Below are 22,809 nucleotides of genomic sequence, written 5' to 3'. Positions count from 1 at the left end.
TTTTGATTAAATTATTTTAATATATTTATATTAATAAAATAGGTTAAAATAATAAATTGCGTTAAAAATTTGGATTTTATTTCTAAAATTATTATTTTTTGTTAAATATAATATTAGGATTTCTTTTTTTGAGTTGTATATTAAAAGGTCATTTATGGATAATAGCACTGAAAAAGATTTTGATTTCAACAATTGGGGGCTTAGTAAGGCATGGCAGTTGAGATTTAAATTTTACGAAGAAAATGGTTTACCAAAATTTAAACCAACTGCTCAATACACAGAAAAATTTAAAGCTTTATCATTTGGGCAGCGGTTTACCTTAACTAGTAATATAGGTGCGTGTTTTTTTGGACCTCTGTATTTTCTATGCGTTGGTATGTGGCGTAAAGCGATAGTATTGTGGCTATTATTGTTTACTATTGGATTTGTTATATTGGCATTCACTGGAAGTAGAGCTATAGCAATCTGCGTTAATATGGCAATTTCAATGACAATTGCTAATCCGGCCTATTATTTACATAGAGTAAAAAAATCCAAGTCCTTTAATATATTTGAGGGATTGTTTTAATAGCTTGAGCAAAATGTTACTGATAACGGCTATCTATCGTGTTTTTGGGAATGCGTTATTTAGCCGTTTTATTTATTGTCTATTTTGAAAAATATGATCGTTGCTGACGATATTTATGGAGAAATCAGGGGTTTATCCTAGCAGTTTTGTGCTGGCAGAATATGTAGTATAGGTGTAATTAGTTAATTAGATTATATAAGTTGTATAAAATAAATTATAGTATATCTTTTATGTTGTTGATTGAATTTATGGTTTAATTTCAGACAGTATTGCCCACTTCTAAATAAGCTGTATTTTATATTTGTTACCGTTTAATTCTGAATTAAATAGCAGCTTCATGGCTGTTACTATTGAAGCTGCTATTGTATGCGATTAAGCATGGGTTTATTTATTTGCCTGTGCTTTTTTATGATATGCCTGAATAATATACATCAGAATTAAAAACGCCAGAAAAGGAATGCCAAATAACAGGGTGGCATGGAATATTGGTGTAAACCAGGTGGTAATCATGATACTGATGATGGCAATCAGGCCGGCCAGAGTGATAAAAGGAAATCCTGGAACCCGGAATTTAAGGGTTTGTTGCTGCTGCCGCATGCGGATGCGAAAACACAGATGTGTCAGAAACACTGCGCCCCAGCTAAACAGGGCGCCGAACATGGACAGGGCGATCATGATGGGAAAGGCGGTTTCTGGGTTAAACACATAAACCAGCGCAGCCACGGCAATGCCGGCAGAAGACAAAGCTAGCGCATTGAGCGGTACGCCATTGTTTTTTACTTTGCCGAGTATTTGTGGTGCTTCGTTGGCACGTGACAGGCTGAACATCATGCGGGTAGCAATGTAAAGCATGCTGTTCATGGCTGAAAGTGCAGCCACGATGACAATAAAGTTAAGTATGCTGTCGGCAAAGGGGATGCCTACATTTTGCATTACGGTTACGAACGGGCTGGTACTGTTTTCTTCAATTAGTTCCTGCCAAGGTACCAGCATGACAATCAGGCTGAGGGCTAGCAGGTAGAATATCAGTAGTCGTGCCAGTGTGCCCTTGAATGCTGTTTTTACTGCCTGTTCGGGATTGGTGGCTTCGCCTGCGGCTATGGCAATCATTTCGATACCCAGATAACTGAATATGGAAATAATGACGCCGGTCCAGATACCAGAAAATCCATGCGGGGCAAAACCGCCGTTGAAAAGATTATGCTCAATCCTGCTGATACTGCCCTGTGACAGTAATACGCTGACAGCCAGCACGATGAATACCATAATGGCGAAAATCTTGATGGTGGAAAACCAGTATTCTACGGAACCGAATGCTTTGACACTATAAGCATTAACACCAATCAGGCTACCGGAAAACAGGATAATCCATATCCATGAGTTTACCTGCGGAAACCAGAATTTCATGTATTCGGCAATGGCGGTGACTTCGGTACCTACAGCCAGTACGATACATGCCCAGTAGCTGTAACGTACGAGAAAGCCGGCCATTGGGTGCAGATAGAATTCTGCGTAGGCGCCAAAAGAACCAGAAGTAGGGTGTTGTACGGTCATTTCTGCCAGACAGCCCATCAACGCCAGTGCAATCAGCCCACCTAAGGCATAGCTGATTATGACGGCTGAGCCGGCAAAACCAATGGCAAATTTACTGCCCAGAAACAGTCCCGTACCAATTGCACCGCCAATGGCAATCATACTCATCTGGCTGGCAGACAGTTTTTTGTGTAACCCGGTTTCCCGCGACTGTATTCGCTCGAAATTACCCATCGTTTTTCCTTATGATGAGAAGCACAAGCCGAGCAGAATACTTATTCTCGGCTTGTTACCGTTTGAGTTAAAATGCAAATCAGGTTACTTGTCCGCGCGTATGAAACTGCGGTTGTGCCCATTCCTGATTGAGCAAAACCTGTTTCAGGTGCTGTACAGCATGCCAGATATCGACGTGGCTCAGGTATAGCGGGGTTACACCAAGACGGATAACTTCGGGTTCGCGGTAGTCACCTATCACGCCGCGGGCAATCAGTGCCTGCACTACGGCATAACCATGCGGGTGGCGCAGGCTGACGTGGCTGCCACGCTGTACATGTTCACGTGGGGTAATTAAGGTGAGGTCAAAGCCGGCACATTCTTGTTCAGTTAGCGCAATCAGTAAGTCGGTTAGTTGCAGGGATTTGCGTCGCAGGGCGTGCATATCGGTCTGTAAAAAGATATCTACACCGCTTTCGATCAGGCTCATGGAAACAATCGGCTGGGTGCCGCATAAATAGCGGCGTATATTGTCGGCAGGTGTGTAGTTTACGGCCATATCGAAAGGTTGTGCATGTCCCCACCAGCCGGAAAGAGGTTGACTGAATGCAGTCTGGTAGCGTTCATGTACCCATAACATGGCTGGTGCACCGGGACCACCATTGAGGTATTTATAGGTACAGCCAATGGCAAAATCGCTGTTACTGCTATTTAAGTCAATGGGTACGGCACCAATTGAGTGACACAAGTCCCAGATGAGCAATGCGCCATAGGCGTGTACCAGTTCGTTGGTTGCCGCCATATCGTGCAGGTAGCCGGTGCGGTAGTTGACATGCGAAAGTACTACCACGGCGGTATGCTGGTTGATACTGGTAGCCAGATCAGCGCGTGAGTCGATTAAATGAAGCTGATAACCCTGATTAATCAGCGCCATAAAACCTTCAATCATGTAAATATCGGTAGGGAAAGAATCGCGTTCGGCAATAATAATTTTACGGGTATTATCATTATTCTGCTGAATATGTACCGCGGCAGCCAGCACTTTAAACAGGTTGAGGCTGGTGGTATCGGTAACCACTGTTTCGTTTTCCTGTGCTCCAATCAGCCGGCCGATTTTGTTGCCCAGCCGTACTGGTAAATCCCACCAGCCGGCTTTGTTCCAGCTGTTAATCAGATCTGTGCCCCATTGCTGATTAATTACAGCCTGTGCGCGTTCGACTGCCTGTCTGGGTTTGGCACCCAGAGAGTTGCCATCCAGATAAATAACACCTTGCGGCAGTTCAAACTGGTTTTTTAGTGAAGCCAGGGTGTCGGCTGCATCCCATTGCTGACATTGTTCTAGTGTAATCATGTTACGCAGGTTAAATTTGGAAAATTAATAGTGTACAGAATAGTTGCGTGACATGGAGAATAAATTTTAAATTAATTTATCCGAATATTTACTTTAAACTAAATTTGTGAAGTCAGATGGGTAAGGTGTTAATGCTGTTATGATTGAAAGTGGTTGTTGGTTTTAGCCTGCTTTGCCCGTGTTTCGGCCAAATTTGAATGTCTGTGCCAGTATGCCCATAATCAGAATAATAGCTGCCAGCATGCTGGTGTAAATTACTTCATGTTTATAAGTTCCGTCAATAATCATGATGATGATGGAGGCGATAATCAGCCCGATAACTATATAGGTCAGCCAAGGAAAGCACCACATTTTGAATGTCAGTATCTGTCCCTGTCTTTCCAGTTTCTTGCGCATAAATAACTGTGAAAAGCTGATGGCCAGATAAACATACAAAGCAATGGTGCCGGTAGCTGTTAGCAGTACGTCGTAAATGTTCATTCTGGCACTGGCAGTTAGGTAAACAGCAAATAGGGTAAAGATACAGGAAATGAATACGCTGATTTGCGGGCTGCCATTATTCGAGGTATAGGCCATTATCCAGTGTGCATCACCACGTTTGGCCAGTGAATACAGTATACGTGAACAGGTATATAGAGCTGAGTTAAAGCAGCTTAATACTGATGTGAGTACGACAAAATTGACAATATGGCGTGCATGCGGAATACCTAATGAGGTTAATACGACGCTATATGTGCCCCATGTAGGGTCGTTCAGGCGTGGGTCATTGTAAGGAATCAGGCAGACGGTGATAAAAATTGAACCGACATAAAACAGGATAATGCGCCAGACTACAGATTTGCTGGCTTTGCGGATTTCTGTTGCCGGATGGCTGGATTCTGCTGCGGCAACCGTTACGATTTCGACACCGATATAGGCGAACATTACGCCCAGTAAGGCGATGACGACCGAAGCTATTCCGTTGGGCATGAAGCCCTGATTGCTTAAGTGCGACCAGCCTTTGGCATCTGTCTGTCCCCAAGGCCATAAATGCATAATGGCCAGACTACCCACAATCAGAAACAGGATAATAGCTACCACTTTGATTAATGCAAACCAGAATTCAAATTCACCATAATTTTTAACATCCATCAGGTTGATAATGGCTAATGCTATTGTTACTGCCAGCATATAGCCCCAGATGGGGATCATCGGAAACCAGTTATTAAGAATTTGACCGGCTACATATGCTTCCCAGCCCATAAGTAGTGCCCAGAAATACCAGTATAACCAGCCGATGCTGAAACCTGCCCAGCGGCCGATAGCAATATCGGCATAGGTTGAGAAAGAACCGCTGTCCGGATGGGCGATGGCCATTTCACCAAGCATGCGCATAATCAGCATGACCAGTATGCCGCCTGCGCCGTAAGCAAGAATAGCTGCTGGTCCGGCATGGTAGATTACTGGTCCGGAACCGATAAATAATGCACCACCAATGACGCCGGCAATGGATATCATGGCTAAATGGCGTGTTTTAAGTCCGTTTTTGAGTGCGGATGATGTACTCAATGTGTTCTCCTATTGTGGTAGTGAATGTCAGACTGGCAAACTGGTATGAACAGTAGTCAGTCCGCCACAAACTGTCCTGATTTATTGTAAGGCTTCAGGATTTTTTACCATTACAGGAACGAAGATAGCAGCACCCTGTGGTGATGCTGCTATCGTTTTAGAAGTTACTGGTTGATACCGGCCAACAGTACGTATTTGATTTCAAGATAATCTTCAATGCCATATTTGGAGCCTTCGCGTCCAAGGCCGGATTGTTTGACACCACCAAACGGGGCTGCTTCATTCGAAAGCAGACCAGTATTAATGGCTACCATGCCATAGTCTAGATTTTCGCTGACACGCACAATCCTGCCGATGTCACGGCTATAGAAATAACTGGCCAGTCCGAATTCTGTATCATTTGCCCAGTTAATGACTTCTTCTTCTGTTTCGAAGCGGAATACTGGTGCCAGCGGGCCGAAAGTTTCTTCGCGGGCAACTTTCATCTGCTGAGTAACGTTTTTCAGCAAAGTAGGCTGAAAGAACAGTTCACCATGATGGTCTGCCGTTCCACCGGTAACGATTTCGGCTCCTTTACCAACGGCATCAGTGATATGTTCCTTAACTTTGCTGACTGCACTGGCATCAATCAGGGGACCAACGGTTACACCCTGTTCCAGTCCATTGCCGATTTTCAGTTTGGCAATAGCCTGTGCCAGTTTGGTGACAAACTGGTCATATACTGCGCTTTGAACGTATAGGCGGTTGGCGCAGACACAGGTCTGGCCGGCATTGCGGAATTTGGAAATCATTGCTCCTTCAACCGCAGCATCGATATCAGCATCATTAAAGACGATAAACGGTGCGTTACCACCCAGCTCCATGGAAACTTTTTTTACCGTGCCGGCACATTGAGCTATCAGTTTTCTGCCTACTTCGGTGGAACCGGTGAAGCTGAATTTTTTAACCCGATCGTCTTCGGTTAATACCTTGCCGATTTCACTTGAGCTGCCGGTAACCACATTGACTACGCCGGCTGGTATACCGGCACGTTGTGCCAGCTCTGCGATGGCCAGTGCAGACAAGGGTGTTTGTGAGGCAGGACGAATAACAAAAGTACAGCCGGCAGCCAGAGCCGGTGCAATTTTGCGCGTAATCATGGCGTTCGGGAAATTCCACGGGGTAATTGCTGCACATACACCGATTGGCTGTTTGAGCACCATAATCCGCTTGTCATTAGCAGGAGCAGGGATGGTATCGCCGTAAATACGTTTGGCTTCTTCTGCATACCATTCCAGATAAGACGCACCATAGGCAATTTCACCTTTGGCCTCAGCCAGTGGCTTGCCCTGTTCTGAAGTCAGTATCATGCCCAGATCTTCCTGATGCTGCATCATCAGTTCAAACCAGCGGCGCAATAGATTACTTCGCTCCTTCGCTGATTTCGACTGCCATGGCTTCAGGGCAGCATGAGCTGCGGCTACGGCACGTTCTGCTTCTGCTTTACCCATTCGGGGCACATCGGCCAGATTGTCTCCGTTAGCCGGATTAATCACTGAAAGAACTGCGCCGTTGTCGGCGTTTACCCATTGACCATTTATATAGCACTGGGTCTTTAGTAGTGCAGGATCATGCAATTGCATAGATTTTCCCAAAGTAACTGAAACACACACAATAGGCTGCCAGTAAACCAGTCTGTACTGGTAGCCTGTAGATACCGGATATTATTGAGCCAGACGCGGGGCTGTTTCAAGTATAGCCAGTACTTCATCAAACACGTTGTCTTCGATGGTTAGCGGATACAGGCAGCCGGTTACATTGTAGTACTGGCCGCAGATGGAATCATCAGAGCATTTTCCAGTTTGACACTGGCAGAAGATGTCTGTTTGATTCATTAACTCTCTCCACAAATGTAGGCAGGAGTAGGCAGGCATATTACGCATACCATCGGTATGATGCGCGTTGTAATAATAAAATTAACTGGCGCAGATGAACCAGTCAATAGGGGTAATTGCATTATTCCGGCAAGTTACGGGATTAAATTTATACTGTCAATCCAACTAAATATTTTCTTGGCGTGGATATAAAAAATAGCACATTAATAGAATTAAATAATTTATAGACTGTAAATATTGAAATTATATTAAAAACGGCTACTGATAATTAATTCGATAGCTTAATTCATATACGTACATTTATATGTGCAGCTTGAGCTAAGGGTTATTTAAATCTTGGTACTTGTATTGGCTTAACTTTATGAAAGTAATGGGTATCGCCGGTAAACAGGCTAAATCACCCTGATTTAGCCTGGATACATAACAGATCAACATATGCCGATACGGAAATGCTATGTGAGTGCAGCAACTTTTGACAGTTGTTCAGGAGCGCACCTTGATACGGGGAGATTTACCAATAAGCAGACAGAAAACAAAGGAAACAGAAATCATCGCCAGCGCAATCTCATATATTACATGATGGCCAAAATTGGCGGTAATTGCTCCCTGTAGCATACCCGCGAGAATAACGCTGCAAGACATGCAGTTATTAAACAGTGTAGAGGCAACACCAGGGCGTCCTGGCAGCAAATCCTGAAAGTAAATCAGGCCGATACTGGCTACGATACCGATAAAAAGACCATTGAACAATTGCAGGGCAATCAGCATCCTTTCGTTCTGGGTATAGATGATACCGATATAAAATATGATGCCGCAAATAACAGCAAAGCAAATCAGATTCTTGTTGCCAAACCGTGGCACAAGCATACTGGCTATCAGCATAGCCGGAATTTCAATCGCGGCAGCAATACCCATTAAATGGCCGGGCAAGGAGGGGGAGCCGGGCAGAATACTGTCGATGTACAACGGCATATCAATTAAATACATCATATTGGCTGTACCCATGCTGATTGAGGCGATAAAAAGCAAAAGTACATTGCGGTTACTGAAAATTTTTTCTTTCTGCTCATGTTGTTTGCTGACAGGTGCAGGGCGTCTGATGGCTGGAAAAAACAGAAAAACAATCAGCAAGGCTACAAAAAACATTGCCGCAGCACTCAGATACATGACAGTAAAACCGTAATTTACCGCCAGTGCAAAGGATAATGGGGGGCCGATTACCCATGCCAGCGATAATTGAGCCCGTAAGATGCCATTGAATACCACAACATTGCGGCCAGTCTGATCGGTATATTCACGTGCAGAGGCAAAAATCTGTGGCATGGCTGCCGAAGTGAGTGCAGAAAAAAAGATACCAACAGTAACCAGAATCAGATACTGGCGAGAGAAGGCAAATGTTATGCAGTTACCGATACCCATCAGGCAGCAAAATAAAATAATATTGCGCCGAATACCTTTATTATCTGAATACTGTGCCAGTAGAAAACTCACTACTATTCCGGCGATGGCATTTATTGAGTAAAACAAGCCTACCTGATATGGATTGACTTTAACATCTTCAGCCAGATAGCGACTGAGGGTAGGTGCCTGCAAAGCTCCGGCAATACCAATAATAAATGCAGCAACCAGAAAAGAGCCTAGAATAATATAAGTCTTTTGTTTAATAGCAATATTCTCTTCCACGTTTAATTTTCTATTCTGAAAATAAAGATTTATATTACATCTCATACAGACGAATGTCTAAAATTCTACCTGAGCGGGTGGCTGTATCAACACAATCAATATTAAATATTGTTAATCTGTTAACTAAGCTGCTATGCAATGTTAAATTTTTTTATTATCTGTCTGTTACGCATGTACCATTAGCCTGTAACTGAATGATAGTAAAATCAGTTGGCGGGTATAAATAGTGGCTTGGCCGTTTGAATAAACCATTTAAATTTTTATTGCGTACTATCTATGCCAATGGCTGATAATTAAGCATATTAAAGTGAATAGATGTGCAGGATTAAACATTTTTAAATTGCCGAATAATCCCGCTCTGGCAAAAGATTCAAACTAATTGCTGCTGATGCAGTAAATTTTCAATCTGTTCTTTTTTCCAGTGATTGCTTGCGGCCAGCGTGAGAATAGCCAGCGCTGTTTCCAGATTGCATCTGCCTCCATTAATGATACCGGCAGTGCGTAGCTCATGTCCTTGTGCATAAACCGCGGAGGCGCAACCCTGTAAAACTTGACTGATATTTAACACAGGTATGGATTGCTGGCTGATTTGTCTGATTGCAGCCAGAAAGCTGGCATCAGTGGGCGTATTACCATTGCCATAACTTTGCAGAACCACACCATCGGGCGGGTTGTGGGTTAGGCTGGCGGTAATCATGTCAAGATTGGCACCCGGAGTAAGGATAAAACAGTGAATTCTGGCATACGGGCTGATGCAATAGCGTATTGGTGCAGCCGGGGAAGAGTTGGTAGGCAGATTAGTGTTGAACCAGCCGGTTGTGGCCGACCATTGTGCCAGTGTGCCAAATTGCGGGTTTGCAAATGCTTCTGCCTGCTCCGTACTGATTTTACTGCTGCCAATGGCTGGCCAGAGCTGGCCGTTGAAAGCAATCGCGGTCTGAGTAAAATCAGACAGGCTGAAAGCAGCCAGTGCAGTGTGCAGATTCAGTGGTGCATCACTATTAGCCGCAGCCAGCGGCAGCATGGCGCCGGTAAAGATGACAGGAATACCGAGGTGTGGCCGTGCCAGTGCAATGATATTGGCGCTGTAAGCCATGGTATCGGTGCCATGCAAGATAAGCAGACCATCATAATCAGCAGCCTTGCTGTCAATCCAGTTAAGCCACGTCTGCCAGTTGCTCAGGGTAATGGCTGAAGAATCGATTAATGGTTCGCTGATAAACCAGTCACATTGAAGCTGATGACTGTATTGCTGAAAGATAGGAGTGGCCAGACTGGCAAGGTTGGTTGCAGGCGCCAGACCGGCAGAAGTTTGCTGCATACCTATGGTGCCGCCGGTGTAGTAAACAGCCACATGTTTCGGAGTTGTCATGTATATATCGCGTTTCTGACAGTGGAAGTAGCAGATGCTAGCATAGCATGAACGGGTTTTGTTTAACCCAGCTTGCGCGTACAATAGCAGTTTTCTGTGTCCGAATGGTAATCATGATACGTACTCGTTTTGCTCCCAGTCCTACCGGTTTTCTGCATATTGGCGGTGTGCGCACAGCCTTGTTTTCATGGGCATTTGCACGTAAACAGCAGGGTAAATTTGTGCTACGGATTGAAGATACGGATCTGGAGCGCTCTACTGCGGAATCGGTACAGGCTATTCTGGATGGTATGCACTGGGTTGGTTTGGATTATGACGAAGGACCGTTTTACCAAACGCAACGCTTTGAACGCTATGCAAAAGTGCTAGATGAATTGTTGGCATCCGGCCATGCCTACTATGATTACACCAGTCGCGAAGAACTGGAAGCCATGCGAAAGGAAGCCGAAGCACGCGGTGAACATTTCTGGTACGACCGTCGCTGGCGCCCGGATGAAGGTAAAACGCTACCACCTGTACCGGAAGGGGTGCAGCCGGTGGTACGTTTTAAAATGCCGTTGACTGGTGAAACTGCATGGGATGATTTAGTTAAAGGGCATATTGCTATTGCTAATCAGGATCTGGATGATCTGATTATTGCGCGTGCCGATGGTACGCCTACTTATAATTTCTGTGTCGTAGTAGATGATTATGACATGGGTATCACGCAGGTAATCCGCGGTGATGATCATGTTAATAATACGCCGAAACAGATTAATATTCTGCGTGCCATGGGCGCTACGCTGCCACAATATGCTCATTTGCCGATGATATTGAATGAAAAAGGCGCAAAAATGAGTAAGCGCCGTGATGCAGTGAGTGTGGTTGATTATGACAAACAGGGTATTTTACCAGAAGCACTGTTGAATTATCTGGCTCGGCTCGGTTGGGGGCATGGTGATGATGAATTCTTTACCATGGCACAATTTATTGAGTGGTTTGACTTAAAGGATGTCAGTCCCTCAGCCAGCCGTTTTGACCATGAGAAGTTGTTGTGGCTGAATGCACAGCATATTAAAGCCAGTGATAATACCCGTCTGGCTGAGCTGGTACACCCGCGTTTAGTACAGTCTGGCATCGAAGTTAATGAGCAGCCGGCTTTGGCCGATGTGGTGGCATTAGTTAAGGAGCGCGCTCAGGATTTAAATCAGCTGGCCGAAGAATGCCGATATTTCTATGTGAAAGCCACTCCGAGTGAGAAAGAAGTAGCCAAACACTGGGATGCTGATGCGCCTGCACGTATGCAACGTTTTGCCACTGAGCTAGAACAACTGTCACAGTGGGATGCAGAGAGTATTCATGCCCTGTTTGCGCCATTCTGTGAAGCAGAAAATATTAAAATGGGTAAATTAGGTATGCCTTTACGACTGGCCGTATGTGGTACAGGTAAAACTCCTTCAATTGATCAAGTGCTGGCGTTACTGGGGCGTGAAGAAGTATTGCGCCGATTGCGCCAAGATTGAGTCTGATTTGCATTTGCACAGGCTGCTGGTATTGTGATTATTTGTCTGCGGACAAATATTGCAGTACCGGCAGCCTGTGTTATTTATTCTGTTGCTGCTCTGCCGGCCGTCTTTCAGGAAAAAATACTTCCTTTTAATGATTATTGTGTGTTTATGCTGGCATATGACTAGTATGCTAAAAGATTAATTGATACCGGCAAGTTGTGGCTACGCTGTAGCTGTGGCACAATCTGCGCCGGTTTTGGATGAATATAAATGAATATAAAGGCAAATTTATCCCAACGTATTGTTGTTGGTATGTCCGGTGGTGTGGATTCATCGGTCACTGCTTGGCTGCTCAGACAGGGTGGTTATGATGTGCGCGGTGTTTTCATGCAAAACTGGGAAGACGATAACGATGACGAATATTGCTCCATCAAGCAGGATTCACTTGATGCGGTAGCTGTGGCCGACTTGATTGGCATGGATATCGATATTGTTAATTTTGCTGGTCAGTATAAAGACAATGTTTTTGCGTATTTTCTGCAGGAATATCAGGCCGGGCGCACACCCAATCCGGATGTACTGTGTAATGCTGAAATTAAATTCAAGTGTTTTCTGGAATATGCACTGGCCGGTGGCGCGGATTTGATTGCTACCGGACATTATGCGCGCAAGGATGTGCGTGATGGTGTGCATTATCTGCTCAAAGGGCTGGATCAGAATAAAGACCAGAGCTATTTTCTGTATCGTCTGCAACCCTATCAGTTGCAGCGTGCTCTGTTTCCACTGGGCGAACTGGAAAAATCTCAGGTGCGTCTGCTGGCTGAACAGGCGCAATTGCCGACAGCAAAGAAAAAAGACAGCACTGGTATCTGCTTCATTGGTGAGCGACCTTTCAGACAGTTTTTACAGCGTTATCTGCCTACCAATCCGGGCGCAATGGTAACGCCGGAAGGTAAAGTGGTAGGTGAACATGAAGGCCTGATGTATTACACCCTAGGACAGCGTAAAGGTTTAGGCATTGGTGGAGATGGCGAACCGTGGTTCGTAGCCGGTAAAAATCTGCCATGTAATGAGCTTGTGGTGGTGCAGGGACATGATCATCCACTGTTATTTAGCCACAGCCTGATTATGCATGATTTGAGTTTCACTACTTTGCAGCGACCGGCTGAGGGGCGATATGGAGTCAAGACTCGTTACCGGATGCCAGACGCACAGGCTACTTTGCGCTATCTGGATGATGATTGTGCCGAGCTGGTGTTTGATCAACCGCAGTGGGCAGTAACGCCCGGACAATCTGCGGTACTGTATGCTGGCGAGGTATGTCTGGGTGGTGGTATTATCAATGATACTGATAGCCACAGTATTTATAATAATTAGTTTAATTTCAACAGACTGTCTGGATACAGGCAGTCATCTTACAGGCAATAATGCTGAAGTTCTGATTTGATGTTTTCTTTAAAGTTGGTTTTGACTGAAATTTCCTTACTTCCTTTTAAATCAGACGTATTGTTGCAGAAGGATAAAAGATAATGGAAAAAATCTGGTTAAATAGTTATCAGGAAGGGGTGCGGGCAGAGGTGGATGTGCGTGCGTATTCGTCGATTATTGACGTGCTGCACTCCAGTGTAAAGAAGTTTGGTCCGCAGCCAAGTTTTTCCAATATGGGTACAACACTTACTTATACGCAAACTGCTACTTATGTGAATCAGTTTACTTCTTATTTGCAGAATATACTCAAGCTGCAAAAAGGTGAACGGGTAGCAATTATGATGCCGAATGTGTTGCAATATCCGATTACCGTATTTGGTGTATTGCAGGCGGGTGGTGTTGTGGTGAATGTCAACCCGCTGTATACGCCGCGTGAGTTGGCTCATCAACTGATTGATTCAGGTGCTACTGCCATTATCGTGCTGGAAAATTTTGCCCATACAGTGGCTGAAGTATTGGCACAAACAGCAGTTAAACAGGTAATTGTGGCCAGTATGGGCGAGATGCTTGGCTGGCTAAAGGGCAGCGTGGTGAATTTCATGCTGCGCAAAGTTAAAAAAATGGTGAAGCCTTTTCATCTTCCTCAGTCGATTACTTTTGCTCAGGCATTGGCGCTGGGGAAAAAGCAGCGTTTTACCCCAGTACCATTGGAACTGGAAGATTTGGCATTATTGCAGTATACCGGCGGCACAACTGGTGTTTCCAAGGGGGCAATGCTGACACATGGCAATATTGTGGCCAATATGCAGCAGGCATCGGAGTGGATTAAGGCCAATCTGACGCCGGGCGAGGAAGTGGTGGTAACGCCATTGCCGCTGTATCATATTTTTTCACTCACTGTGAATATTATGATTTTTGCCAATACCGGCTCCAAGAATATTCTGATTACCAATCCGCGTGATATCAATGCTTTGGTTAAAGTATTGAAGAAGAATCGGGTAACGGTAATGAGCGGAGTCAATACACTGTTTAATGCATTGATTCATAATGAGGAATTTAAAACAATTGACTTTGCATCATGGAAATTGGTTCTGGGCGGCGGGATGGCTACTCAGAAAATAGTGGCGCAGGAGTGGAAAGCTATTACTGGTGTACCAATTATCGATGCCTATGGTCTGACTGAAGCCAGCCCGGGCGTGTGTGCTAATCCCTTAAATAATCCTGAATATACAGGTACGGCAGGTTTGCCAGTATCGAATACGGATATTGAAATCCGTGATGATAACGGTAAGGTGCTGGGTATTGGTGAAGTGGGTGAGTTATGGGTGCAGGGGCCGCAGGTGATGAAAGGCTACTGGAACCGGCCGGAGGAAACCGCTAAAGTACTGGATAGCCGTGGCTTTGTGGCTACGGGTGATATGGCTGAAATTGATGCCAAAGGCTATGTGCGTCTGGTTGACCGCAAGAAAGACATGATATTGGTATCAGGTTTCAATGTCTATCCGAATGAGGTGGAAGAAATAGTAGCCGCTATGCCCGAAGTATTGGAAGTAGCCTGTATTGGTATACCCAATGAGAAAAGTGGTGAGGCGATTAAATTATTTGTGGTTAAACGCGATCCCAATCTGACACGTGAACAGATTATTGCTTATTGTCGCCAGAATCTGACTGGTTATAAAGTGCCAAAAGATATTGAATTCTGCCCTGAATTGCCTAAATCTGCGGTAGGCAAGATTCTGCGCAAGGACTTACGCACCAGCAAATAACTTTTCAGGTACAGAAAAACGGTTACTGCCATTATGCAGTAACCGTTTTTGTTCCGTATCTTTATAATATCTGCGGGAGGAATACTGGTTTATTTTATTTGCATGAGATGGTAATAACTCTGCTATAAATTATGGATAAAAAATAATGTGCTGTTGATTTATATAATCTGCGCCAGTGTGAGTTAAATTTGTGATATTTAACTAGAATTAAATTCTGTTCGTATCTGGATTATAATTTCAGTTAATGAAAATATAGAGTAAGCAAATGTATTGAAATTCAATAATGCTCATTTGTCTATCAACAGGTAATAAGTGAAAATGAAAATAAGTAATTATGTAATTAGTTTACTACCTAGTAACGATAGCTAATTTTAATATTTATATGCTCAATATGGCTAATCTGTAAATACCAAGGCTTAGTATTAATACCAGAATCCCTCGGAATTGATTAGATGGAAACGGGTCATTATATTTAGAAATTATGCATTTTAGATTTTTATGGGAATGGAGTCATTTCCGTATATTTTTATAAAGAAAGAAATATTTACTGTATTAGCAGTAATCCTTTATACTTTCTAACCGTCTTTGAAACAAGAAATGCAAAAGATGGGTATGGTTAAAAGAGCAGACACATAAAATACATTGTGTGATGAAATTGAGGTTTTCAATGGATATGAGTAATGAATTTAAGAAATCAATTCAGCCTTTTTTCTGGGTGGAAAATGGCGAAAACGTATCTGTATGTTTGAATGCAGGTACATACAGAAATGAATTATTTCAAACCAGAAAGGAAGAGGGTTTTGAAGGTAATGGATATGACTGGACAGCTTTAGCAACAAGGTTCTTAAAAGAAAAATTGCCTAATTTGAAGAACGCCATTAAGTTTGACTCCGAAGCAGAAATGTTTTGCGCATATTCATCAGATAAAGATGCATTGGAAAAGTTCATTATTGGTTTTAAAAATGCCTGTGAAAATAATTTTCTAATACAAGACTTATTTTCCAAAATAGAACTAGATTAACTACCATTTTTCAAATTACTGGGAATAAAACGCTCGAAAGGGCTCTTTTGGTCTTATTGTCTGATTTAATAAAACAATTATTAATTAAAAAATTTGAAATTTTGATAATTCGTAATTGCCATTGTTATATACATAAAAGTTTTGGCGGGGTCGATTAGAATATAAGCCAGTTTATCATTCTTACTTCAAACAGTACCTTGAGAAAAGTAAAATATTTGTACGCCAGTTTTTAAATTAAATGACGGGATATGGTTGTAGCGATTATTGCGATTTTATTATCCAAATAACTTGCTGCTTGTTGCTCACATTGTTGTATCTCTTCACGCTAGCCATCTTCTATTAAATTTGTGTCAATCAAGCAATACTTTTTATTGCTTGAATTTTATCGGTTGCAATTTGATTAATATGAATATTCTTTTAGTTAATTTAAACATTTAATACTTCTGTATTTTATTAGATGTATTGATTCAACACTAAAGTTCGGCAATTGAGTGGCAAACAAGTAGTGATGTGATAATTAATCCGAACAGGTAATGAGTATGTGTTGTGACAACGCATTACTATACAGGTTTTTATCTGAATAAAATGCCATAGGAGCAGCAATAGGATAATTCAGTTCGGCATGGACTGTTATTCAGAAGATGGCTACAAGAAAGTATGGCAATCAGGCTGGCTGGGTAAATTCATGGCCAGTACGCTTTGCTTCTGGTTTTCACGGAAATCAGCCAGTTTCTGCGCCAGCTCGGGGTTGTCATTGGCCAGAAGGGAAATGGCAAACAGAGCCGCGTTGGCAGCACCGGCTTCACCAATAGCGAATGTGGCTACAGGTACTCCTTTAGGCATTTGTACAATAGACAATAATGAATCTTCACCACGGAGATATTTGCTCGGAACAGGTACACCCAGTACTGGAACAGTGGTTTTGGCAGCAACCATGCCTGGCAGGTGAGCTGCGCCTCCGGCGCCGGCAATAATTGCTTTCAGGCCGCGTGCACGTGCATTTTCGGCATATTCAAACATTAAATCCGGAGTACGATGGGCGGAAACAACGCGTATTTCATATGGAATGCTGAATTGTTGCAGAAATTGTTCAGCTTGTTGCATTACTGGATAATCGCTGTTACTACCCATAATGATGCCGATTAGTGGCGTGCTCATGTTATACCTTTACTGATAAACGGGTTATTTTTTTAACTGATGTCTGGCTTTGTTGGCTGCACTACTATTGGGATAACTGCTGATAATGCGCTGATAAGTGGTACGGGCAATATCCTGCTGTTGTAAATGTGCCTGACATTGTGCCACTAGATACAGGGCATTAGGGCTTTGGCTAGACTGCGGGAACAGGTTAACGAAACGTTTGCCAATATTGATAGCTGATTCGCAGTTATTTAATCGGGCATGGTTTTGCAGGAGTAACCACATACGCTCCCGTGCCAGTGTATTGCCATTGCCACCACTATCAGCATTTTTAAGTAGCCGGATACTTTGTGCATAAAGCCCTGCATTATATAAACGGCGTGCTTCGCTGATATTGTCGCTGGTGGCTGGTGTTTTGGCTGAATTAACTTTACTGCTGGGTGTACGTACATTCATATAGCGCGACAAGGTGGCCTGTTGCTGGCGAACATCGTTAATCTGATTTTGCAACCCGTTAATCTGAGTTTGTAGACTGGTCAGTTGTGCCTGAATCTGGCTGAGCTGGTTCGCAGTCTGGGTAATTTCTGGCGCTGGATCGTCTGAGGTAGGGGTAATGGTTGTGCCGGAGGTAGCAGGCATAGTGCTGCTACATGCGCTGGTGGTTAAAATAGTGATCAGTACCAGACAGAAATGACGATAGTTTGAAAGTGGCATGTGGCGTTTTGCTCCTCTGGGTGATTATGATCATTTTTTCTGAATAAGTGTCAGACCATCACCCAGCGGTATGGTTAATGGACGGATGCGCTGATCGTGAATTAGCCCAGCGTTAAACTGACGCATGATGTGAACACTTTCAGATTCACTGCCAGTGGCTGTCTGAGCAACACGGCCATGCAGCAATACATTATCTATGGCGATAATGCCACCGGGGCGAACCAATTGCAGGCAACGTTCAAAATAATAGGGAGTAGGTGTTTTGTCTGCATCTATTAGGGCGATGTCGTAATGATTGGTCTGATTAGTGGCGATTAGTTTATCCAGTGTGATTAGCGCCGGTTGCAGGTGTAACTGTATTTTGTGGCTGACTTTAGCCAGTTGCCAATAGCGGCGAGCAATATCGGTATAGGTAACGTTAATGTCACAGGCTGTAATGTGTCCGTCATCAGGCAGCGCCAGCGCCATGGCGGTACTGCTGTAACCGGTAAAAACGCCGATTTCGAGATAATGACGTGCCTGAATCAGCTTGGCCAGCCACACCAGTAATTTTATCTGCTCCTGTGCCATGCTCATGGCACCCTTGCGGTGTTGTGTGGTTTCTGCACGCAGCTGTGCCAGCAAGGGTTCTTCTACAGGATTAATTCCGGCCAGATATTGCGCTAATGCGGGCGTACTCAGACAGGTGTGTTGACTCATAACAGACCAGCCAGCGATTATTCTGTCAGATAGGTATAGCCTTTTTTCGGCAGTTTGGCAGCAGCAAAATTTGCTTCATCTTCTGGGTTGAGCTGGACATCCCATAACATGCCGCGATGTTTTAGCTGAGTTTGGGCTTCTTCGGGGTGTTTTGCCATAAATTCATTCAGGAATCGGGTAGTGTCAGACTGATAATTGTACATTTTGGTTTGTTCTTGCATATGTTATTCAGAAACGAGTGTAATATTATATACAAATTAGCGCCTACTGGTGTAGATACTGGCCTTATTGCACCAGTTTTGGCAGCGGGGAATGATAAGATATGAGCAGATTAGGTTATACTATGCCGTTTTATTGGTCGTGTTTGCTGCGGCACGCGAGTATTTTTTCATAAATTATTGTATTATTTATGCTAACAAATTGGTTACATAGGGTTTTGCCGCGAAAGAGTATTCGTGGTGGCAGAAAACGGGAAATACCCTTGGCTCAACACAATATTCAGGCAGATGAGCTTAGTTTTGCTGCGGAAAAAGTTATTACGCGCTTGCAGAAAGAAGGATATCAGGCCTATGTGGTGGGCGGTGCTGTGCGTGATTTGTTGCTAGGTGTGACACCTAAAGATTTTGATGTGGCGACTAATGCCACGCCTGAGCAGGTACGCAAGCTGTTCAGGCGCAGTCGCATTATTGGCCGGCGTTTTCCGATTGTACATGTTATGGTTGGTCCGGAAACGATTGAGGTAACAACTTTCCGGGGTGGTGTGGTCAATAGCCACAATGAGCTCGGCCGGATTATGAAAGATGCCAGTTTCGGTACTCTTGAGCAGGATGCAATGCGTCGCGATTTTACTGCTAATGCACTGTACTATGATCCCCAGCGTCAGGTTATTCTGGATTTTCATCATGGAATAGAAGATATCCGTAACCGCCGTCTGGTAATGATTGGTAATCCACTGGAGCGCTATCAGGAAGACCCGGTACGGATGTTGCGTGCAGCACGACTATCAGGCAAACTTGGTTTTTCTGTCGATAAGCATACATCTAAGCCGATTGCCGAATGTGCGCAATTACTACAACGCGAACCACCTGCCCGGCTATTTGATGAAGTACTGAAGATTCTGTTTAGTGGCAATGCTCAGGCATGTCTGCGTCAAATGGCTGTTCTTGGGCTGAAAAATACTCACCCATTACTTGATGCACTGATGCCGGGTGGTGAAAGTGATGATAATATTGTCGCATTGGCTCTGCATAATACGGATGAACGTCTGCGGGCAGATAAATCAGTTTCGATGGGCTTTGTACTGGCTGCTGTGTTATGGCCTCATATCAGAGATGCATGGCAGCGCGAACAGGCCGCTGGCATGCGTACCAATGCGGCTATGAATGCGGCCATCGCTTCGGAACGACAATATGTGGATAAACGTTGGGGTGTGCCGCAGCGGTATAGTGTTACTATGCGTGAAATCTGGTCTTTACAGCCTCAGTTTGAAAATATGCGCGGGGCACGGCCTTACCGTTTACTTGGTCAGCCACGTTTTCGCGCTGCTTTTGATTTTATGTGTCTGCGTGCAACACTAGGCGAATTGCCGCAGGAAACCGTTCAATGGTGGCAGACTTTTCAGCATGGTTCAGATGCAGAGCGGGAACAGTTAATCTGTGCGGCCATGCAGATGGAAAAAACTTCAACAAGACAAAAACGATATCGTAACAGACGAAATAAGCAATCCAAGCAGGAGGAATTATGAATACAATGACAGCGGTTATTGCTTTAGGGGCAAATCTAAAAAATCCGCGCCAGCAGGTTGAGGCAGCCATGGCGGCTTTAAATCAGCTTGCAGGTGTTCGCGTTAAGGCAATTTCACCACTTTATAAGACTAAGCCGGTAGGGCTGACTGACCAGCCTGATTTTGTCAATGCAGTGGTATTGGTCCATACCACGCTGAGTGCTCCTGAATTGTTAAGCGCTTTGTTAAAGCTGGAAGAGCAGTTGGGTCGGGTACGCGATGTTCCCAATGGTCCGCGAGTTATTGATTTGGATCTGATTGATTACCATCATCAGATTTTTAATGATACTGATTTGGTTCTGCCTCATCCGCGTGCACATGAGCGTGCCTTTGTGATGGCTCCGCTGGCTGCCATTGCTCCGTATTATGTGATTGGTACACATGGCAGTGCTTCAACTCTGGCTGCGAAATTATTGAAAGCACAGCCGGATGCGGTGACGATTATTACTGATGGTCAGGACTAGGCAGGGAAAATATGGATTATCGCTACATTGTCGTAGAAGGCTCTATAGGCAGTGGTAAATCAGCTTTAAGCCGTCGTCTGGCGCAGTATTTTGATGCCTTACTACTGTCGGAAATACCGGAAAGCAACCCGTTTCTGGAAAAATTTTATCTCAATGCCACTAATCATGGTTTGGCCACCGAGATGCATTTTCTGATACGTCGTTGCGAAGCAATCAATGTAATTTATGCTGAAGATGAGCGCCGTTCACGGATAATTGCTGATTTTCTGCTGGAAAAAGACCAGATATACGTGCCGGTTATTTTGCGCGAAGATGAGCAGACTCTGTACTGGCAAGTCAAGCAGAAAGTGATGCCGAAATTTCCGGTACCCGATCTGGTGATTTATCTGGAAGCAGATGATGATTTGCTGGACAGGCGTCTGCATCAACGGGGTGATGGGTTAATGAATCTGTTTCCTGCGGGCTATCTACAACAGATTCATGCAGAATATCGCCGTTTCTTTCATTTATACCAGCATGCTCCTCTGTTAATTGCTAATACCAATGAGCTGGATTTTCTTGGTAATGACGATCATTTTGAACTGTTGTTAAATACTATTGCTAATATGCAGGGTAGTCGCAACTATTTGAATCTGAGTGAGTAGTTATATTATGAGGCATCTGATAAAGATGCCGTTAATATCTGCGGCTTGTTGTGCATTTGCAGAATGAGGCTGTTGTGAATTTGCTATTTTAATTGGCTATGCTTTTTTTAATATAAGTAAATAAATATCAATGATTCTATTCTGCTTATTTAGAAATTAGCGGAAATATTTTTCAGCTGATAGCGCTGTTAACTGTACTTTTCTCCCGGAAAGTACAGTTTTTATATGTTGGCTTGCACTATAGTGGGCTTTTAGCTGCAAATTCAGCAGTTAATAATACGGAGGAGGGATTCGGGAGGTCATACAGTGCTGTCGGTATCAGTTGTCAAATCTGATATTTGTGCGCAAATTAAATTAATTGTTAGCAATGATCTCTTGAGCTAAGGGATGGATAGTCGCGAGCAAAATATTTGTTAATCTGCTCTGGTAGAGCGGGCGTCTGTGGTATTTTGCAGGTCATTAATACAGGCTGGATGCTATTTGCTTTAACTGATACCGATGTCTTTTGTTGATATTTTGACGATAGACAAATAAGCAGTAGCTGCCAGCAGTATCTTTCCAATGAACATAATTAACGGATTTAGCTGTATGCATACTATTCATACTTTAAGAAAAATGAAAGCGGCTGGCGAAAAAATTGCTATGCTTACCTGTTATGATGCCAGTTTTGCCCGCCTGATGAGTGATGCAGGTGTTGATGTGCTGCTGATTGGTGACTCGCTTGGCATGGCGGTACAAGGGCAAACTTCTACCATTCCGGTTAGTGTAGAGGATATTTGTTACCACACGGCTGCGGTGGCGCGTGGCAATCAGCAGGCGCTGATTGTGGCCGATTTGCCATTTGGTGCCTACCAGCAAAGTAAGGAACAGGCTTTTGCAGCAGCGGTGCGCCTGATGGTGGCTGGTGCACACATGGTTAAACTTGAAGGTGGCGCTTGGATAGCAGAAACCACGCAGTTTTTGCAGCAGCGCGGTATTCCGGTTTGTGCGCATATTGGGCTTACTCCGCAATCTGTGCATACGCTGGGCGGCTATAAGGTACAGGGTCGTGGTGAGGCCGCGGCACAATTGCTGGCAGATGCTCAGGCACATGCTCAGGCAGGGGCGGATATGGTGCTGATGGAATGTGTACCAGTACAGCTGGCCGCGCAGGTTACTGCTACAGTAAGCTGTCCTACTATCGGTATTGGTGCTGGTGTGGATTGTGATGGGCAGGTACTGGTAATGCACGATATGCTGGGTATTTATCCGGGTAAAACAGCCAAATTTGTTAAAAACTTTATGCAGGGAAATGACACTATTCAGGCTGCAATCAGCACTTATGTAAATCAAGTAAAGGCAAAAGTGTTTCCGGGTATGGAGCACAGTTTTACTGACTGATTATTTTAGTTAAGATTGTGTTTCTGTTTGAAATAATTATCTGTTTGCCCGTCTTTGTCTTTACAAACGGGCAGATTAGATAGTATGCGGATATTTGCATAAACTTGTTTTTTTTGCAGAAAGTATATATAAGTTAATCCG

The 22,809-nt window shown here is 44.0% G+C and carries 20 protein-coding genes; 9 read left to right on the top strand and 11 right to left on the bottom strand.

Annotation, left to right across the window (positions count from 1 at the left end; genetic code table 11):
* The first annotated feature begins 154 nt into the window (after positions 1 to 154).
* Positions 155 to 568 carry a DUF2628 domain-containing protein gene (locus MJ761_RS00305; RefSeq protein ID WP_093090952.1) on the top strand — a complete coding sequence of 138 codons (414 nt, stop codon included), beginning with the start codon at positions 155 to 157 and terminating at the stop codon, positions 566 to 568.
* 384 nt (positions 569 to 952) lie between these two features.
* Here MJ761_RS00305 and MJ761_RS00300 read toward each other — a convergent pair whose 3' ends face one another.
* The 7 genes from MJ761_RS00300 to MJ761_RS00270 all read right to left on the bottom strand — a co-directional run bounded on the left by MJ761_RS00300 (position 953) and on the right by MJ761_RS00270 (position 10,142).
* Positions 953 to 2,335 (bottom strand): amino acid permease, encoded by a 1,383-nt coding sequence (locus tag MJ761_RS00300; RefSeq protein WP_093090950.1) that lies wholly within the window; start codon positions 2,333 to 2,335, stop codon positions 953 to 955.
* A gap of 79 nt (positions 2,336 to 2,414) precedes the next feature.
* The gene (kynU, locus tag MJ761_RS00295) at positions 2,415 to 3,665 is read right to left on the bottom strand and encodes a kynureninase (RefSeq protein ID WP_093090948.1); all 1,251 of its coding nucleotides are present in this window, start codon (positions 3,663 to 3,665) and stop codon (positions 2,415 to 2,417) included.
* Positions 3,666 to 3,827: 162 nt separating this feature from the next.
* On the bottom strand, positions 3,828 to 5,213 hold the full coding sequence (locus MJ761_RS00290; protein ID WP_218060188.1) for an amino acid permease: 1,386 nt from the start codon (positions 5,211 to 5,213) through the stop codon (positions 3,828 to 3,830).
* A 164-nt stretch (positions 5,214 to 5,377) separates the two neighbouring features.
* Positions 5,378 to 6,835: an NAD-dependent succinate-semialdehyde dehydrogenase gene (locus MJ761_RS00285; protein WP_093090946.1), complete on the bottom strand. Its 1,458-nt coding sequence runs from the start codon at positions 6,833 to 6,835 to the stop codon at positions 5,378 to 5,380.
* Between the two features lie 81 nt (positions 6,836 to 6,916).
* Positions 6,917 to 7,087 carry a hypothetical protein gene (locus MJ761_RS00280; RefSeq protein ID WP_176715036.1) on the bottom strand — a complete coding sequence of 57 codons (171 nt, stop codon included), beginning with the start codon at positions 7,085 to 7,087 and terminating at the stop codon, positions 6,917 to 6,919.
* 483 nt (positions 7,088 to 7,570) lie between these two features.
* A complete protein-coding gene (locus tag MJ761_RS00275) occupies positions 7,571 to 8,770 on the bottom strand; it encodes a sugar efflux transporter (RefSeq protein WP_239362622.1) in 1,200 nt (399 codons plus the stop codon).
* 370 nt (positions 8,771 to 9,140) lie between these two features.
* Positions 9,141 to 10,142 (bottom strand): asparaginase, encoded by a 1,002-nt coding sequence (locus tag MJ761_RS00270; protein WP_093090942.1) that lies wholly within the window; start codon positions 10,140 to 10,142, stop codon positions 9,141 to 9,143.
* A gap of 110 nt (positions 10,143 to 10,252) precedes the next feature.
* On the opposite strand from MJ761_RS00270, the gene gltX reads away from it, so the two are divergent.
* From gltX to MJ761_RS00250, 4 genes are all read left to right on the top strand, one after another.
* Complete coding sequence (gltX, locus tag MJ761_RS00265; RefSeq protein ID WP_176715042.1) at positions 10,253 to 11,644, top strand: glutamate--tRNA ligase; 1,392 nt, start codon at positions 10,253 to 10,255, stop codon at positions 11,642 to 11,644.
* Between the two features lie 255 nt (positions 11,645 to 11,899).
* On the top strand, positions 11,900 to 13,006 hold the full coding sequence (mnmA, locus tag MJ761_RS00260) for a tRNA 2-thiouridine(34) synthase MnmA (protein WP_093090940.1): 1,107 nt from the start codon (positions 11,900 to 11,902) through the stop codon (positions 13,004 to 13,006).
* 152 nt (positions 13,007 to 13,158) lie between these two features.
* Positions 13,159 to 14,823 carry an AMP-binding protein gene (locus tag MJ761_RS00255; RefSeq protein WP_093090938.1) on the top strand — a complete coding sequence of 555 codons (1,665 nt, stop codon included), beginning with the start codon at positions 13,159 to 13,161 and terminating at the stop codon, positions 14,821 to 14,823.
* A 673-nt stretch (positions 14,824 to 15,496) separates the two neighbouring features.
* On the top strand, positions 15,497 to 15,844 hold the full coding sequence (locus MJ761_RS00250) for an Imm51 family immunity protein (protein ID WP_176715035.1): 348 nt from the start codon (positions 15,497 to 15,499) through the stop codon (positions 15,842 to 15,844).
* A 645-nt stretch (positions 15,845 to 16,489) separates the two neighbouring features.
* On the opposite strand, the gene purE is transcribed toward MJ761_RS00250, so the two are convergent.
* From purE to MJ761_RS00230, 4 genes are read right to left on the bottom strand one after another with little or no spacing between them, the layout of a single operon-like run.
* Positions 16,490 to 17,002 carry a 5-(carboxyamino)imidazole ribonucleotide mutase gene (gene purE, locus MJ761_RS00245; protein WP_093090936.1) on the bottom strand — a complete coding sequence of 171 codons (513 nt, stop codon included), beginning with the start codon at positions 17,000 to 17,002 and terminating at the stop codon, positions 16,490 to 16,492.
* A gap of 24 nt (positions 17,003 to 17,026) precedes the next feature.
* Complete coding sequence (locus tag MJ761_RS00240) at positions 17,027 to 17,698, bottom strand: tetratricopeptide repeat protein (protein ID WP_093090934.1); 672 nt, start codon at positions 17,696 to 17,698, stop codon at positions 17,027 to 17,029.
* 30 nt (positions 17,699 to 17,728) lie between these two features.
* Positions 17,729 to 18,397: an O-methyltransferase gene (locus MJ761_RS00235; protein ID WP_093090932.1), complete on the bottom strand. Its 669-nt coding sequence runs from the start codon at positions 18,395 to 18,397 to the stop codon at positions 17,729 to 17,731.
* Between the two features lie 17 nt (positions 18,398 to 18,414).
* Positions 18,415 to 18,600 (bottom strand): DUF3460 family protein, encoded by a 186-nt coding sequence (locus MJ761_RS00230; RefSeq protein WP_093091308.1) that lies wholly within the window; start codon positions 18,598 to 18,600, stop codon positions 18,415 to 18,417.
* Between the two features lie 206 nt (positions 18,601 to 18,806).
* Between MJ761_RS00230 and pcnB the strand changes: the two genes are divergently transcribed.
* The 4 genes from pcnB to panB all read left to right on the top strand — a co-directional run bounded on the left by pcnB (position 18,807) and on the right by panB (position 22,668).
* Positions 18,807 to 20,141, top strand: coding sequence for a polynucleotide adenylyltransferase PcnB (gene pcnB, locus MJ761_RS00225; RefSeq protein ID WP_093090931.1), 1,335 nt, complete (start codon positions 18,807 to 18,809; stop codon positions 20,139 to 20,141).
* Positions 20,138 to 20,644, top strand: coding sequence for a 2-amino-4-hydroxy-6-hydroxymethyldihydropteridine diphosphokinase (folK, locus tag MJ761_RS00220; RefSeq protein WP_093090929.1), 507 nt, complete (start codon positions 20,138 to 20,140; stop codon positions 20,642 to 20,644). Before pcnB ends, folK begins: the two co-directional genes overlap by 4 nt.
* An 11-nt stretch (positions 20,645 to 20,655) precedes the next feature.
* Entirely contained in the window at positions 20,656 to 21,288 is a 633-nt protein-coding gene (locus MJ761_RS00215) for a deoxynucleoside kinase (protein ID WP_093090927.1), read from the top strand.
* 588 nt (positions 21,289 to 21,876) lie between these two features.
* The gene (gene panB, locus MJ761_RS00210; protein WP_093091306.1) at positions 21,877 to 22,668 is read left to right on the top strand and encodes a 3-methyl-2-oxobutanoate hydroxymethyltransferase; all 792 of its coding nucleotides are present in this window, start codon (positions 21,877 to 21,879) and stop codon (positions 22,666 to 22,668) included.
* Positions 22,669 to 22,809: the final 141 nt, after the last annotated feature.

Origin of the sequence: Snodgrassella communis (assembly GCF_914768045.1) — a bacterium.
GTDB lineage: Bacteria > Pseudomonadota > Gammaproteobacteria > Burkholderiales > Neisseriaceae > Snodgrassella > Snodgrassella communis.
Note: the sequence above shows the minus strand (reverse complement) of the source record. Positions and strands in the feature narration are given on the sequence as shown.